The organism is Sphaerisporangium sp. NPDC049457, assembly GCF_055586705.1.
Window position 1 is genome coordinate 289,377 of the sequence record NZ_JBVJHR010000010.1, and the last position, 15,593, is coordinate 304,969.

Sequence of the window (15,593 nt, forward strand, 5' to 3'; positions counted from 1 at the left end):
GGGGCAGGGTGAAGCTTCTCCATTCCGGGAAGGTGCGGGACGTCTACGAGGACCGCGGGGACATCATCCTCGTCGCCTCCGACCGCATCTCGGTGTACGACGTCATCCTGCCGACGCCGATCCCCGACAAGGGCAAGGTGCTCACCCGCCTGTCGCTGTGGTGGTTCGAGCAGCTCGCCGACATCGTGCCCAACCACGTGGTCTCCGCGACCGACGTCCCCGCGGAGTTCGCCGGCAGGGCGGTGCGCTGCCGCATGCTCGACATGGTGCAGGTCGAGTGCATCGCGCGCGGCTACCTCGCCGGGCTCGGCCTGAAGGAGTACCAGGCGACCGGCTCGGTGTCGGGCGTGGCGCTCCCGCCGGGCCTGCTTGAGGGCTCCAAGCTGCCGGAGCCGGTGTTCACGCCCACCACCAAGGCGCCGCTCGGCGCGCACGACGAGTTCATCACCTTCCAGGACGTGGTCGCGCAGGAAGGCGCCGAGACCGCCGACGAGCTGCGGCGCGTCACGCTCGAGATCTACCGGCGCGGCGCCGAGCTCGCCGCCGGGCGCGGCATCGTCATCGCCGACACCAAGCTCGAGTTCGGCCGGGCCGCCGACGGCACGCTCGTGCTGGCGGACGAGGTGCTGACCTCCGACTCCTCCCGTTTCTGGGCCGCCGACCAGTGGCAGCCGGGCCGGCCGCAGCACGCCTTCGACAAGCAGTTCGTCCGCGACTGGGCCACCGGCACCGGCTGGGACAAGAAGGAGCCCGGCCCCGAGATGCCGCAGGACGTCGTCGAGGCCACCCGCGCCCGCTACATCGAGGCCTACGAGCGCATCACCGGCACATCCTGGTGACCCGGCCGGGCCCTTCGGGCGGCTGATCCGCACCCAAGTCGTCGGACGGTCACCCGGCGCCGGCGTCGTGCGGCTGCAGTCGTTGATGCGGGTGGCCGTGTGCCCGGCGGGGATGGCCTGGAAGACCGTTTCCGGCTTCCAGGGGTTCTCTTTGGTCGTCTCATCCGTTCGACGGACCGTACCGCGCCGAGGGCGTCGGTCCCCGGCGGACGTTCTCCGCGGACATGAATTCGAACGGGCACTCGATATACGGGTGGGTCAGAGGCGGATGCGCTCCCGGGGGGCCGATCGGCTCCTACTTTCGGAGGACCTTCCGCTCCTACTTTGGGGTGGATCTTGTGTCGAACAGGGGTGCCCCCCCTACGCCTGAATGGGGAGTGCGGCTCTCCTCTTTCGCCCCGCCCGGCTCACGATGTGTGACCGATCATGACCGGATGGAGATCCGGTCATGTCAATAAATCGTCGCTGGTGGCGCGGTGCCCCGTCCGCAGGTTTTATTGCGAGCCGCACCACCACCGGCACACAAGGAGTACTGGACGTGCGGTCCAGAAAGGATCGTAATAGCTGCGGAGCGTGCAATGCGCGTGGCGCCCTGTAAGTGGCGTCCTGTGTGTCCGCCAATCATCGGCCGGGTTCGGGTCTAGTCGGACGATCTTCCCTGATGTAGCTTGTGGGACGCGATAGGGAATCGGCAGCATTAAACGGGGCGGGCAGGGGTGGCGGAGACGCTCCCACGCTCACTTATACGCGACTTTGGTGGATGAATATGAACGGGGCTCAAGTACCACCGCAGTTCGCCGTGATACCCGGCGTCCAGGTCCAGGCGTGTCTCGAGGGGAGTGCCGAGGAGGTCTTATCTATTGTAGAACGTGCTTATCGGCTGCACGGTGAGGGGCGGACGGTCAATCCGCCGTCGTATTTCCTGCGCTTTCCCGACAAGCCGGAGGCGCGGATAATCGCGCTTCCCGCCGCGCTGGGCAGGGGCGAGTCCGCCGTCGACGGCCTCAAGTGGATATCCAGCTACCCTGGCAACATCGAGTCGGGGCTTCCCCGCGCTTCGGCGGTGCTGGTGCTCAACGATGCTTCGACCGGTTATCCGTACGCCTGTCTGGAAGCCTCCGTCATCAGCGCGGTGCGCACCGCCGTGTCCGCGGCGCTCGCGGCGCGCCTGCTCACCCGCGGCCGGCCGCGCCCGCTCCGGGTCGGGTTCCTCGGCACCGGGCTGATCGCCCGTTACGTACACACCTACCTCGCCGGGACCGGATGGGAGTTCACGTCCGTCGCCGTGCACGACCTGCGGCCCGAGTACGCCGCCGGGTTCGTCGAGCACCTCAAGAACACGGGAGGCACGGCCGACATCGCCGTGCACGCTCGAGCCGAGGACGTGATCCGGTCAAGCGATCTGATGGTGTTCGCCACGACCGCCGCGCGCCCGTATGTCAGTGAACCTTCATGGTTCGATCACCACCCCGTCGTGCTGCACGTCTCGCTGCGCGACCTGTCGCCTGAAGTGATCGCAGCCTCGTTCAATGTGGTGGACGACGTGGAGCACTGTCTCAAGGCGGACACGTCGGTTCACCTATTGGAACAGCGGGTGAATCATCGCGACTTCATCGCCGGCACGTTGTATGACGTGATGTCCGGCACCTTGGACGTCCCGCAGGACCGGACCGTGGTTTTCTCGCCGTTCGGGCTCGGCGTGCTCGATTTGGCGGTGGCTGACCACGTGTACCGCCGGACGGCGTCCGAGGGGCGACTGATCACAATCGACGGCTTCTTCTCTGAGCTGAGCCGACACGGACGTTCCTGAGTCCATACGATTACCCTGTTCCAGCTAGTTCTGAGGACGCAAAGTGCCCGTCATCACCCGAGCTGAGAACTTCAATGCCTGTGATTTGTACATCGACCTTCAGCCGACGCTGGGACACTCGCTGCACCTGAAGTGCGAGGGGTTCAACTTCGCCGGCTCCATCAAGCTGAAATCCGCGCAGGAAATGGTGAACGCCGCGGAGATCCATGGGCTGCTCAAAGAGGACTCGATCATCATCGAGTCGTCCTCGGGCAACCTCGGCGTCGCGCTCAGCATGATCGCCGCCAGCCGCGGATACCGCTTCGTGTGCGTCACCGACTCGCGCTGCAACACGACGATGCGCCTGGAGATGCTCGCCCTGGGGGCCGAGGTGCACGTCGTCACCGAACCAGACGGCGAACGCGGTCTGGTCGGCGGCAGAGTCAAGTACGTCCGCGAGCTCTGCGCGAAGGACGACAGGTACGTCTGGCTGAACCAGTACGCCAACCCGAACAACTGGGGCGCGCACCACCAGTCCACCGGGCCGGAGATCGCCAAACAGTTCCCCGAACTGGACGTGCTCTTCGTCGGCGCCGGCACGGCGGGGACCCTGATGGGATGCGCCCGGTACTTCAAGGAGTTCCGTCCGGAGACGCGCATCGTCGCGGTGGACGTCATCGGGTCGGCGCTCTTCGGCGGGCCGCCCGCCCCCCGGGTGATCCCGGGCCTGGGCAACGCCATGCGGACCAAGATCCTCGACGAGTCCTACATCGACGACATCGTGATGGTCTCGGAGGCGGAGACCGTGCGGATGTGCCGGCGTCTGGCCGGTGCCGGGTTCCTGTTCGGCGGATCCACCGGCGCGGTGGTGAGCGGGGCCCTCACCTGGCTCGGCCGGCACCCGGACCGGGAACCGTCCGCGGTCGCCGTCGCGCCGGACCTCGGCTCCCACTACCTGAACACCCTTTATCGGGACGGGTGGGCTGAGGCCATGTTCGGCGGCGAGGACCGGCAGGCCGGCCCCGCCGCCGGATCTCAGGAATTGGCGTGGAACGGGCACGTCCAGTCGGGCTCGGTGAACCTGCCGCTGTAGTGCCGGGCCTCGTCCTTGTACTCCAGGAAACTCGGATTGACCGACCCGTGGAACGTGCGCTCACGCTTCCTGATCTTGCCGCGCAACTTCAAGAACTTCAGACCCATGGCATTGAACTGAATATGGGAGTTGAACACGAGGGCCGGCCGGTAGAAACGCCGACTCGGCCGGGAGGCCCTGGGGTGGAGACCGACGACGAAGAATGGGTGCCCGCCCACGGAGAAGGCGAATCCGGGGGTGGCCGGGTCGCTGTCGTAAAGGTCGCTCCACGGGTATTCCCGGCTGTCCTCGTCGTGCAGCGCCTGTAGATGCCCCCACACCAGCGTCTCGAATTCGGTTTCGCTGGACGGGGTCGGCCCGTCGAACGTCGCGACGCACGAGCGAAACGATCGTTCGGTCGGTTCGAAGCCGTCCAGAAAGGCCAGTAAATCGCGGTGGTGTGCGAGTACGGACGTGCTCGCGCCCATCATCTCATAGTGGTGGTGAACGATGGATCCCCTGCGTAGCGCCGCACGGGCGCCGAGGCACACGAAGTCCTGGCGGGTGATGAACTCGGCGAGATGATCGAAGACGTCGGATGCTGGCTGCTCGGCCATAATTGACCGCCTCAACTTCTATTAGGCCTATTCCTGCCGGCCAAGTTACCGGCCTGTCACGAGGCTTCGCAAGGTTCGGTAAGAATAGCTCGCCGGTGGCCGGCGGGCCGCTGGAACATGTCATTTTCCGGTGCGCTGGAACGTGCTAATGCGCCCTATTTACAGTGTTGACACTCGAAGACCGGAATGCATATCCTCCAGGCGGAGGATGCGGGGTGGCCGGAACTACTCCGAAAGTAGGTTTCCGGAATCCCGTTGGAGCCGTCGCCCCACGCGTTCATCGAATGTACGAGCACTCATCGGTATTGCACGGTTTCTCAGTCAGTCGCCGACCGGTGGCCGGAGTCGTCCACCAGATGTCTATAGCGAAAGCCGGATTACCATGCTTGTGACCGAGAACGACGAGGAAATCTCACTCGCCCAAGCCGCCGCCCGCTGCCGGACACTGGTCCGCGTGCTGCGCGAGCGTGGCGTGTCGGAGGCCGACCGGGTCGTGCTCTCCGCCGACAACTCGGGCGCGTACGTGTTGACCCTGCTGGCCCTGATCGGGATGGGCGTCTCGATCGCGTTGCTCGACCGGCGGCTGTCCCAGCCCCAGACCGCCGACCTGGTCGCGCAGTCCGATGCTCGCTGGTTCCTGTCCGACCACGGTCGTCTGGAGGAGTGCTTCGCATCGGTCGACGCGGAATGCATCTCGCTCGCCGGGATCTCCGCCTCCGCACAGGAGCTCGGCGGCGAGCCGGGGCCGGCGGAGCTGGACTTCGAGCGGTGGGCCGGCCGCGAGGACGCCCTGATCGTCTGGAGCTCCGGCAGCTCGGGCGCGCCCAAGGGCATCGTGCGGTCCGGCGCGTCGATATTACAGAACGTGGCGCGCACCCAGCGGCGGATGCGCTACACGGGATCCGACGTCCTGCTGCCGCTGCTGCCGTTCACCCACCAGTACGGCATGTCCATGGTCCTGCTGTGGTGGACCTCCGGGGCGACCCTGGTCCTGGTGCCGGGCTGGCGGGTCGATCTCGCCATGGAGACGATCGTCCACCGCCGGGTGACCGTGGTCGACGCGGTGCCCGCGACCTACCACACCCTGCTGCGGCTGGTCGAAGGGCGCAGGGGCGCCGCGGCCCGGCTGGATTCGGTGCGGATGTGGTGCGTGGGCGGCGAGCCGCTCCGCGACGACCTGCGCCGTCGCTTCTCCGAACGGTTCGGCAAGCCGCTGCTGGACGGGTACGGGAGCAGCGAGGCCGGCAACATCGCGCTGGCCACGCCGGACAATCCCGTGCACAGCGGACTGCCGCTGGACGGGATCGACGTCGAGATCCTCGGGGACGACGGCGCGCCCGTGCCGGTCGGCAAGGTGGGCGAGGTCGTGGTGCGATCGCCGGACATCATGGCCGGGATGCTCGAACCGGGCGGCAAGGTCCGGCCGTTCGACGGCACCGTCTACCACACCGACGACATCGGGACGATGGACGAGCACGGCAACCTGCGGGTGCTCGGCCGCAAGTCCGCCGTGCACCGGTTCGGTCACACCCTGTACCCCGAGGCGATAGCCGACAAGGCGAGCGACTGCGGCGTGCCGGTCCGGGTGCTGCCGGTGGAGGACGCCGAGCGCGGCACCCAACTCGTGTTCCTGGTCGCCGACCCGGCCGAACATCCGGTGGCGTACTGGAGACGCACCATCAACCGGCTCGTGGCGGAGCACGAGCGGCCGAACCGGATCGTGGTCCTCGCCGAGTTCCCGGTCAACAACAACGGCAAGGTCGACCTGCAGGCGCTGCAGGACGTCGCCGCCTCCGCGGTCGCGCTCGCCGGGAGCAAGGGAGTGCTGCCCGTGGGCCGGGTCAACGGCGACGTGGGCGCGGACGCCGAGTCGGCCATCCCCTTCCCCGAGCACCTCGATCGCCTCAGCGACCTGGTGGACCTGCTGCGCACCCGGCGACCTGAGATCCTGCGGCTGCTGACCGAGGTGAGCAACCACAAGACGGTGTACGGGGAGATCGACGCGTCGATCGCGGCGCTGGAGGGCGCGGCCGCCGAGGTCGCGCGGTACGCGCCGTCCCCGGTCGGCCAGGTCGGCGTCCTCATGCCCTCCAACATCCCGCTGTACAGCTACATCCTCTACCTGGTGATCCCCACGCTCTACAGCCGCCGGGTGGTGTTCCGGCCCTCCCGCCGGCTCGGGGACCAGACCCGCAAGCTGCACGAGCTGCTGAGCGGCGTCCACGGTCTGCCGATCGTGCTCGACGAGAGCGACCAGCGCGAGTTCCTGGAGAACGAGGGCGCCCGTTCCGACGTCCTGGTGTTCACCGGGACGTACAAGAACGCCGAGAAGATCCGCGCGAACCTTCGCCCCGACCAGCTCCTCCTCTACTTCGGCCAGGGCGTCAATCCGTTCGTCGTCGCGCAGGACGCCGACATCGCCAAGGCGGTGGACGGCCTGCTGCGGGTGCGCATGCTGAACTCCGGCCAAGACTGCTTCGGGCCCGATGTGGTGTTCGTGCACACCTCGATCAGCGCGCAGTTCTGCAACCTGCTCTGCCGGCGGGTGAACGCCCTGCGGTACGGCCCGTACGACGACCCCGCCGCCGACTACGGCCGGATGTTCTACCTGGACGCGTTCGACGCGTCGCTGGAATACCTGCGCAAGAACCGCGAGTACCTCGCCGCGGGCGGCGAGGTGAACTTCCTCGACGACCACATCACCCCCACCGTGCTGATCAAACCCGCCGAGACCGAGGTGACTCCGCCCGAGCTCTTCGCGCCGATCTTCAACGTGGTGCCGTTCACGTCGCAGGAGTGGCTGCACTCCATGCTGACCCATCCGTACTTCCAGGAGCGGGCGATGGCCGCGACGGTGTACGGCACGCTGCCCGAGACGGTGGAACTGCTGAACGCCCGGCACACGGTCAGCGTCAACGAGACCCTGATCGAGATCGAGAACGGCAACGCGCCCTTCGGCGGCGCCGGAATCCGGGCCAACTACGTGGCGATCGGCAAGAAGCGCCACCCGCAGCCGCTGCTGCTGAGCAAGGCCGTCGCCGAGTTCGCGCCACTGCGCGATCAGGCGTCCAGGCGGATCGCCTGACCGCTACCGCCCATCGGCGTCTGCGTCTGAGGGAGAGTCATGTCTTTGCCACACGAGGTGACGGGCTGCTGGCGGGCGGCGGTCGCGGTGCTGGAGCAGGCCGGCGTACGGGACATCTTCGGCCTGCCCGGCGACGATCTCGACGCCCTCGCCGCGGTCCAGGACACCCGCGTGCGCTTCACGCTGTGCCGCGACCAGCGCAACGCGGTGTTCATGGCCACCGGCTACGCCATCCAGTCCGGCGGCCTCGGCGTCACCGTGGTCGGCAAGGGCCCGGCCGTGACCAACACCGTGACCGGGCTGCTGGAGGCGTCCTGCTCGGCGGCGCCCGTGCTGCTGATCTCCGGCGGCACCCGCGCCGACCGGCGGGGCAGCGGCGCCTTCCAGGAACTGGACCAGATCGACGTGGTCAGGCCCCTGGTGAAGTGGGCGGCCAGGATCGACCACCCGGACCGTCTGGCGCCCATGCTGCGCCGTGCCGTCCTCATCGCGCGCGAGGGCACCCCCGGGCCCGTCTACGTCGAGCTGCCCGACCACCTGCTGACCGAACGGATCCCGGTGTCCGGCGACCTTGGCGCGTGCGAGCGTCCGGCGTCCGTCACCGTCGCCGCGGACTCGCCCGCGCTCACCGCGCTGCGCTCGGCCGCCCGGCCGCTGGTGCTGGTGGGCGGCGGCATGCGGCACCGCGTCCAGGGCCGGCTCGTGGAGCGGTTCGCCGAGGCATTCGGGGCCGCGGTCAGTTGCACGGCCAGTGGGCGCGGCGCCGTCGACGAGTCGCTGCCGCTGTTCTGCGGGCTGTCGGGCCTGTACCGGCCGCAGGCCGCGGCGGGCCTGTGGGAGGAGACCGACTGCGTCCTCGCCCTCGGCAGCAGGCTGGAGGAGACGGCGGTGTACGGCTGGCCGGAGCGCGTCGGCCGGGAGGTCCCCGTCGTCCAGGTCAACATCGACCCGGCCGAGTTCGCCACCGAGTTCGGCGGGCCCAAGGTCCTCGCGGACGGGCGGGCGGTGCTGGAGGCCCTGCTCGCGGCCGGCCCTGGCCCTGGTTCCGCGCCGGAGCCGGCCTGGGCCGGGCGCGTCCGGCGGGTGCACGAGACCCTGCTCGCCGAGCACCGGGATCATCTCCGCACGCTGCACGCGTCACCGCGGACGCACATCGCGGAGGTGCTGGAGGCGCTCGACGCCGTGCTCCCCCCCGGCCGCATCCTCGTGCAGGAGAACGGCCTGCAGGACATGTGGTCCTACTGCTTCCCCATGTACTCCTGCTCGGGCGGCGCCGGGTCGGTGGTGCCCTCGGAGCAGACGAGCCTGGGGTTCGGCGCGGCGGCGGCCGTGGGCGTCAAACGCGCGGCTCCGGACCGGCCGGTCGTCGCGTTCGTCGGGGACGGCGCGTTCGCGATGTTCGACGGCGACCTGCCGACCGCGGTCGCGCAGGGCGGTCTGCTCTACGTCGTGCTCCGCAACGGCGGGTACGGCTGGCTGCAACACCAGCTCGAGCATCGGGAGCCGGCGCTGCCCGGGGTCGCCTTCGTGGACCCCGCGACCGTGGCGAGCCCCGCGCCGGCGGTACCGGGGCTGCGCCAGATGACCCTGGAGGACAAGGCCACGCTCGCGTCGGACCTGGCCGACGCCTGGAAGGCGTGCGAGGCGGGCGAGGTCGTCGTGCTGAACGTGCCCGTACGCCTCGAGGACGCGTTGTTCGCCGACGCCGAGCCGGGCGGCGACTTCCCGGTGCCGCCGCAGGCGGAGTCATGACGACCTCGAAGGAGCGAACGATGTCTTCCAACAGCAGAGCCGGCCGGAAGGTCGTCATCACCGGCTGGGGCGCGGTGACCCCCCTCGGTCTCACCGCCGAGGACACCTGGCAGGCGCTGGTCGCCGGGCAGAGCGGGATCGGCCACATCACCTGCATCGACGCCTCCGACCTGCCCACCAACCTGGCGGGCGAGGTCAAGGGCTTCGAGCCGAAGGACTACCTGACCCACAAGCAGGTCCGCCGGATGGATCCGTACGCGCAGTACGCGTTCGCGGCGGCCACCGAGGCCAAGCGGATGGCGAAGCTGGAGATCGACGAGGAGAACGGCCCGCGGGTCGGCGCGCTCATCGGCAGCGGCTACGGACCGATGAACTCCATCGCGGAGCATGTGCGCACGCTCAACGAGCGCGGGCCCCGTGCGGTCAGCCCCTTCGCCCCGGTCACCGGCGCGATCGACAGCGCCGCCGGGGAGATCAGCCTCGCGTTCGGCGTCACCGGCCCGACGAGGGCGACGAGCAGCGCGTGCGCCTCGGGCGCCGACGCCATCGGAGAGGGCGCGCGCTGGATCCGCCACGGCGCGGTGGACGTCATGATCACCGGCGGCGCGGAGAACATCCTCACCCGGGTCGACTTCGCCGGCAGCGGCAACGCCAAGGCGCTGTCGACGCGCATGGACGCCCCCACCGAGGCGTGCCGGCCGTTCGACGAGGACCGGGACGGGTTCGTGATGAGCGCGGGCGCCGGGATCATGGTCCTGGAGGCGGAGGAGCACGCGCTCGCGCGCGGGGCCGCGATCCTGGCCGAGGTCGCCGGGTACGCGTCCACCTCCGACGCCCACCACTGGACCGCGCCGCACCCGGAGGGACGCGGGGCGCGCGCGGCGATGGCCGGGGCCCTGGCGGACGCCTCGCTCACGCCGTCCGACATCGACTACGTCAACGCCCACGGAACCAGCACCGTCTACAACGACCAGGCGGAACTGGACTCCATCCGGGCGGTGTTCGGGGAGCGGGCCGAGCAGATCCCGATCAGCTCGACCAAGTCGATGACCGGCCACATGATCGGCGCCGCCGGAGCGGTCGAGGCGATGATCGGCTGCCTGGCCATCAGGACCGGTGTGGTGCCGCCGACGATCAACTGCCACAAGCCCATCGACAACAGGATCAACTTCGTCGCCCACGAGGCGCAGCGCCACGACCTGGACGTGGTGATGAGCAACTCGTTCGGTTTCGGCGGGCACAACGCCGTACTCGTACTGCGCCGCTGGAATCCCTGAGACCGGACGCGGGGGCCGAGGATGTCAACGACGACGAGCAGGAGCGAGGGTATGACCGAGGGCCGCGGGCGGCGCCTGCCGCTTTCCGCCGCGCAGCGGGGCATCTGGTACGCCCAGCAGCTGAACCCGGACAACGTTTTCGTGATGTCCGAGTACCTGGAGATCCACGGCCCCGTTGACGCGGAGCTCTTCCGCGAGGCGCTGTACCGCACGGTGCTGGAGGCTGAGCCGGTCCAGGTCCGCTTCGTGGAGGACGAGGACGGAGTCTGGCAGTACCCGCTCCCCGCGCCGCACCTCGACGTCCTGGACCTCAGCGACCGCGACGACCCGATGGCCGCCGCCGAGGAGTGGATGCGGGCCGACCTCTACCGGCCGTTCGACATGGCGGCCGCCCCGCTGTCGGCCGACGCCCTGGTCAAGGTCGCCGACGACAAGTACCTGTACTACCAGCGCAACCACCACCTCGTCGGGGACGGCGCGAGCGCCCGGGTGTTCACCGACCGCCTGGCCGAGATCTACTCCGCGCTCGTCGCCGGCACGCCGTACCGCGAGAAGTTCTTCGCCTCCTTGGAGGAGTGCCTCGCGGAGGACGAGGCGTACCGGCGCTCACCGGAGTTCGAGCGCGACCGCGACTACTGGCGCGGCAGGCTGTCCGGCCTGCCCGCCCCGGTCGGGCTGACCGCGGCCACCGCGCCCGCCACCGTCCGGCCCGTGCGGCGCACCACGTACCTCGACGACGCGACGATGACCGGCCTGCGCGCGCTGGCCAGGCGGAACGGCACGACCTGGTCGGTCTGCCTCACCGCCGTCGTGGCGGCTTACCTGCACCTGGTGAGCGGCGCCCGGGTGGTGCCCGTCGGCTTCCCGGTGATGGCGCGCAAGAGCCGGATCCTGCGCGAGACCCCGGTCATGACCAGCAACATCCTCGCCGTTGTCGTGGACGTCGACCCGGCGATGACCTTCAGCGAACTGGTCCGCCGGACCACGCTGGAGGCGCGCGGCACGCTGAGGCACCAGCGGTACCGGCAGGAGGACGTCCTCCGCGACCTCAACCTCGTCGGCGGCGCCCGCCAGCTGGCGAACGTCGTGGTCAACATCATGCCGTTCGACTACAACGTGACCTTCGCCGGCCACCGGGTCACCGCGCACAACCTGTCCAACGGCGTCGTCGACGACATCGAGATCATCGCCTACGACCGGCTGGACGGCGGTCCGGTGCGGCTCGACTTCGACGGCAACGACCGCCTCTACACCGGCGAGGAGATCGACCGGCACCTGTCCGCGATGCTGCGGCTGCTCGGCCGGCTGATCGCCGAACCGGACCTGCCGCTCGCCCGGTTCGACCTGCTGGACGACGCCGAGCGTGAGCGGGTCCTGGTCGAGTGGAACGCCACCGACGTCGCCGGCGACCTCACCGGGGTGGTCGAACGCGTGCAGGCGGTCGCCCGGCGGACCCCCGGCGCCGTCGCCGTGGTGGACGACGCGGGGCGGACGACGTACGCCGAGCTCGCCGGCCGGGCGAGCGCGCTGTCCCGCCGGCTGCGCGCGGCCGGAGTCCCACGCGGGGCGCTGGTCGTGCTGCCGGCGGAACCGGGCACCGGGTTCGTCGTCTCCGTCCTCGGCGTGCTGGGCGCCGGCTGCGCGTACGTGCCGGTCGACCCGTACGCGCCGGGGGACCGGCCGGCGGCGATGCTGCGCGACAGCGGCGCGCGGCTGCTCGTCTGTTCGCCCGCGCTGCGCGAGCGGACGGAACGGCTCGCCGCGGAGGCGGGCGGCCGGGCCGGGGTGCTCGTTCTCGATGACGCGTGCGACGCGGCCGACGACCTGGCGCCGCCGGCGGGCGGAGCGGACGACCTCGCCTACGTGCTGTTCACCTCCGGCTCCACCGGCAGGCCGAAGGGCGCGATGGTGCACCGCCGGGGCATGGTCAACCACCTGCTGGCGAAGATCGAGGACTGCGGCATCACCTCCGCCGACCTCGTCGTCCAGAACGCTCCGCTGACCTTCGACATCTCGATCTGGCAGATGCTCACCCCGCTCATGGTCGGCGGCCGGATGCGGATCGTCCCCCGGGACCGGGCCGCCGACCCGAGAGAGCTGTTCGGCCGGGCCGCGGAGGAGGGCGTCACCGTTCTGGAGGTCGTGCCCTCGCTGCTGCGCGCGGCGCTCGACGCGTGGGACGAGGACGGCGCCGGGCCCGCTCTGCCGGAGCTGCGGTGGCTCCTCGTCACCGGCGAGGCCCTGCCGGCCGACGTCTGCGTCCGCTGGCTGGCGCGGTACACGGACATCCCGCTCATGAACGCCTACGGGCCGACCGAGTGCTCCGACGACGTCACCCATGCCGTGATCTCCGCCCCGGAGCAGGTGGCCGACGCGGTCCCGATCGGCGGCGCACTGCGCAACACCCGGCTGTACGTCCTCGACGACCGGCTTCGCCCGGTCCCGATCGGCGTGCCCGGCGAGTTGTACGTCGGCGGACTCGGGGTGGGCCGCGGATACCTCGCCGATCCCGGCCGCACCTGCGGCGTCTTCGTCGCCGACCCCTTCGACGCGCGGCCGGGCGCCCGCATGTACCGCACCGGTGACATCGTGCGCGCCCTCCCCGACGGGAACCTGGTCTTCCTGGAGCGCCGCGACCACCAGGTGAAGATCCGTGGCCACCGCATCGAGCTCGGGGAGATCGAGTCGGTGCTGTCGCGGTGGCCGGGCGTGGGTCCGCTGGCGGTGGTGGTGCGGGAGGATCGGCCGGGTGACAAGCGGCTGGTGGCCTATGTCGAGCCGCGCGAGGAAGGCCCCCGCGACGTGGACGGGTTGCGGGCGCACGCGGTGGCGTCGCTGCCCGATTACATGGTGCCGTCGGCGTTCGTCCTGCTCGACGCGCTCCCCCTCACCGCGAACGGCAAACTCGACCGCCACGCGCTCCCGGCGCCCGACCTCGCGCCGGCGGCCGCCGGGCGACGGCCGCGGACGATGGTGGAGGACCTGCTGTGCGGGGTGTTCGCCGATGTGCTGGGGGTCGAGCGGGTCGGGGTGGACGACGGGTTCTTCGAGCTGGGCGGGCACTCGCTGCTCGCCACCCGGCTCGTCAGCCGGGTGCGTTCACTGCTGGACGTGGAGCTGTCGGTCCGGGAGGTGTTCGAGGCGCCGACGGTGGCCGAGCTGGCGCGCGTCGTGGAAGGCGGGGCGCGGGGCCGGCGACGGCTGATGCCCGAAGAGCGACCGGACGCGCTGCCGCTGTCGCACGCGCAGCGGCGGCTGTGGTTCCTCAACCGGCTGGACGAGTCCGGCGGCCTCTACAACATTCCGCTCCCGCTGCGGCTGACCGGCGCGCTGGACCGGGACGCCCTGGTGGCGGCCCTCGGCGATGTCGTGGCGCGGCATGAGGCGCTGCGCACGGTCTTCCCCGAGCTGGACGGCGAGCCGCGCCAGCAGATCATCGACGCCGGGCGGGCGCGGACGATGCTGGTGGACGCGACCGAGTTCGCGGCCATCACCACCGAGGCTCTGGCGGACCGGGTGGCCGCCGCCGCTTCCTGCCGGTTCGACCTGGCCGTCGAGTTGCCGCTGCGGGTGTGGCTGTTCGAGGTGGGCCGGGATGAGCATGTGCTGGTGGTGGTGCTGCACCATATCGCGGGGGATGGCTGGTCGTTGGCGCCGTTGATGCGGGATTTGGAGGCGGCGTATCGGGCGCGGCTGGATGGTGTGGTGCCGGGGTTGGGTGAGTTGTCGGTGCAGTATGCGGATTACACGGTGTGGCAGCGGCAGGTGCTGGGGTCTGAGGAGGACGGGGAGAGTCTGGCGGCGCGGCAGGTGGGGTTCTGGCGTGACCGGTTGGCGGGTCTGCCGGACACGCTGGAGTTGCCGGCCGATCGGCCGCGTCCGCCGGTGGCGTCCTATCGGGGCGGGCGGGTGCCGTGGGAACTCGACCAGGAGACGTTCGCGCGGCTGGTCGAGGTGGCCCGTGAGTGCCGGGCGAGCACGTTCATGGTGGTGCAGGCGGCGGTGGCGGCGTTGCTGACGCGGCTGGGTGCGGGGACCGACATTCCGTTGGGGACGGCGGTGGCGGGGCGCACGGATGAGGCGTTGGACGATCTGGTGGGGTTCTTCGTGAACACGCTGGTGTTGCGGACCGACACCTCGGGGGATCCGTCGTTCCGTGAGTTGGTGGAGCGGGTGCGGCGGGTGGATCTGGCCGCGTTGGGGCAGCAGGATGTGCCGTTCGAGCGGTTGGTGGAGGTGCTGAATCCGCGCCGGTCGCTGGCGTGGCATCCGTTGTTCCAGGTCATGCTGGTGCTGCAGAACGCCCCGGAGCCCGACCTCGACCTGCCCGGCCTCACGCCGGCCCTGGAGCGGCTCGACACCACCGCCGCCAAGTTCGACCTGTGGTTCGACCTGCGGGAGACCTACGACGCCAACGGCGACGTCGTCGGTCTGACCGGAGAGATCGAGTACGCCGCCGACCTGTTCGACCCGGAGAGCGTCGAGCGGCTGGGCGGCCGGCTGCGCCTCATGCTCGCAGGGCTGCTGGAGCGCCCGGACGCGCCCATCGGGTCCGTGGAGTTGCTCGATGCCGATGAGCGGCGTCGGGTGTTGGTGGAGTGGAACGACACGGGGTGTGTGGTGCCTGATGTGTCGGTGGTGGGGTTGTTCGAGGCTCAGGTGGCGCGGACTCCGGGTGCGGTGGCGGTGGTGTGTGGTGGGGAGTCGGTGTCGTATGCGGAGTTGGATGCGCGGGCGGGTCGGTTGGCGGCGTTGTTGGTGGCGCGTGGGGTGGGTGTGGATGGGTTGGTGGGGGTGGCGTTGCCGCGGGGTGTGGATGCGGTGGTGGCGTTGCTGGCGGTGTTGAAGGCGGGTGGGGCGTATTTGCCGGTGGATCCGTCGTATCCGGTGGAGCGGTTGGAGTTTTTGCTTGAGGATGCGCGGCCGGTGTGTGTGGTGACGGTGTCGTCGGTGGTTTCGTTGTTGCCGTCGTGTTCGGATTTGTTGGTGCTTGATGATGTGGTGGTGCGGGGTGAGTGGGAGGCGGCGTCGCCGGTTGGGGTTTGTGGTGGGGAGTTTTGTGGGGAGCGGTTGGCGTATGTGATTTATACGTCGGGGTCGACGGGGCGGCCGAAGGGTGTGGGGGTTTCGCAGGCGGCGGTGGTGGATTTGTTGTGTTGGGC

8 protein-coding genes are annotated in these 15,593 nt (G+C 69.9%); 7 read left to right on the plus strand and 1 reads right to left on the minus strand.

Translation table 11 applies throughout. From position 1 onward, the window contains the following. The first annotated feature begins 8 nt into the window (after positions 1–8). The 3 genes from ACZ6QO_RS18185 to sbnA all read left to right on the plus strand — a co-directional run bounded on the left by ACZ6QO_RS18185 (position 9) and on the right by sbnA (position 3,721). Positions 9–839: a phosphoribosylaminoimidazolesuccinocarboxamide synthase gene (locus ACZ6QO_RS18185; protein ID WP_465851988.1), complete on the plus strand. Its 831-nt coding sequence runs from the start codon at positions 9–11 to the stop codon at positions 837–839. Between the two features lie 766 nt (positions 840–1,605). Continuing rightward, positions 1,606–2,649: a 2,3-diaminopropionate biosynthesis protein SbnB gene (gene sbnB, locus ACZ6QO_RS18190; RefSeq protein WP_465851990.1), complete on the plus strand. Its 1,044-nt coding sequence runs from the start codon at positions 1,606–1,608 to the stop codon at positions 2,647–2,649. A 43-nt stretch (positions 2,650–2,692) separates the two neighbouring features. Continuing rightward, positions 2,693–3,721: a 2,3-diaminopropionate biosynthesis protein SbnA gene (gene sbnA / locus ACZ6QO_RS18195; RefSeq protein WP_465851992.1), complete on the plus strand. Its 1,029-nt coding sequence runs from the start codon at positions 2,693–2,695 to the stop codon at positions 3,719–3,721. Here the strand turns inward: sbnA and gntA are convergent. After that, positions 3,664–4,317 (minus strand): guanitoxin biosynthesis heme-dependent pre-guanitoxin N-hydroxylase GntA, encoded by a 654-nt coding sequence (gene gntA, locus ACZ6QO_RS18200; RefSeq protein WP_465851994.1) that lies wholly within the window; start codon positions 4,315–4,317, stop codon positions 3,664–3,666. The genes sbnA and gntA overlap by 58 nt on opposite strands. Positions 4,318–4,705: 388 nt before the next feature. Between gntA and ACZ6QO_RS18205 the strand changes: the two genes are divergently transcribed. The 4 genes from ACZ6QO_RS18205 to ACZ6QO_RS18220 all read left to right on the plus strand — a co-directional run. After that, positions 4,706–7,402, plus strand: coding sequence for an aldehyde dehydrogenase family protein (locus tag ACZ6QO_RS18205; RefSeq protein ID WP_465851996.1), 2,697 nt, complete (start codon positions 4,706–4,708; stop codon positions 7,400–7,402). Positions 7,403–7,441: 39 nt separating this feature from the next. Then, positions 7,442–9,154, plus strand: a complete 1,713-nt coding sequence (locus ACZ6QO_RS18210) for a thiamine pyrophosphate-binding protein (RefSeq protein ID WP_465851997.1) — start codon at positions 7,442–7,444, stop codon at positions 9,152–9,154. A gap of 20 nt (positions 9,155–9,174) precedes the next feature. Continuing rightward, positions 9,175–10,431, plus strand: coding sequence for a beta-ketoacyl-ACP synthase II (fabF, locus tag ACZ6QO_RS18215; protein WP_465851999.1), 1,257 nt, complete (start codon positions 9,175–9,177; stop codon positions 10,429–10,431). Between the two features lie 51 nt (positions 10,432–10,482). Further along, positions 10,483–15,593 (plus strand): amino acid adenylation domain-containing protein (locus tag ACZ6QO_RS18220; protein ID WP_465852001.1); only part of this gene is annotated, 5,111 nt, incomplete at its 3' end.

What these genes read in the sequence shown, in the direction of transcription:
- ACZ6QO_RS18210 (WP_465851997.1), top strand. Translation starts at nt 7,442, where the DNA reads ATGTCTTTGCCACACGAGGTGACGGGCTGCTGGCGGGCGGCGGTCGCG.
- fabF (WP_465851999.1), top strand. Translation starts at nt 9,175, where the DNA reads ATGTCTTCCAACAGCAGAGCCGGCCGGAAGGTCGTCATCACCGGCTGG.
- gntA (WP_465851994.1), bottom strand. Translation starts at nt 4,317, where the DNA reads ATGGCCGAGCAGCCAGCATCCGACGTCTTCGATCATCTCGCCGAGTTC.
- sbnB (WP_465851990.1), top strand. Translation starts at nt 1,606, where the DNA reads ATGAACGGGGCTCAAGTACCACCGCAGTTCGCCGTGATACCCGGCGTC.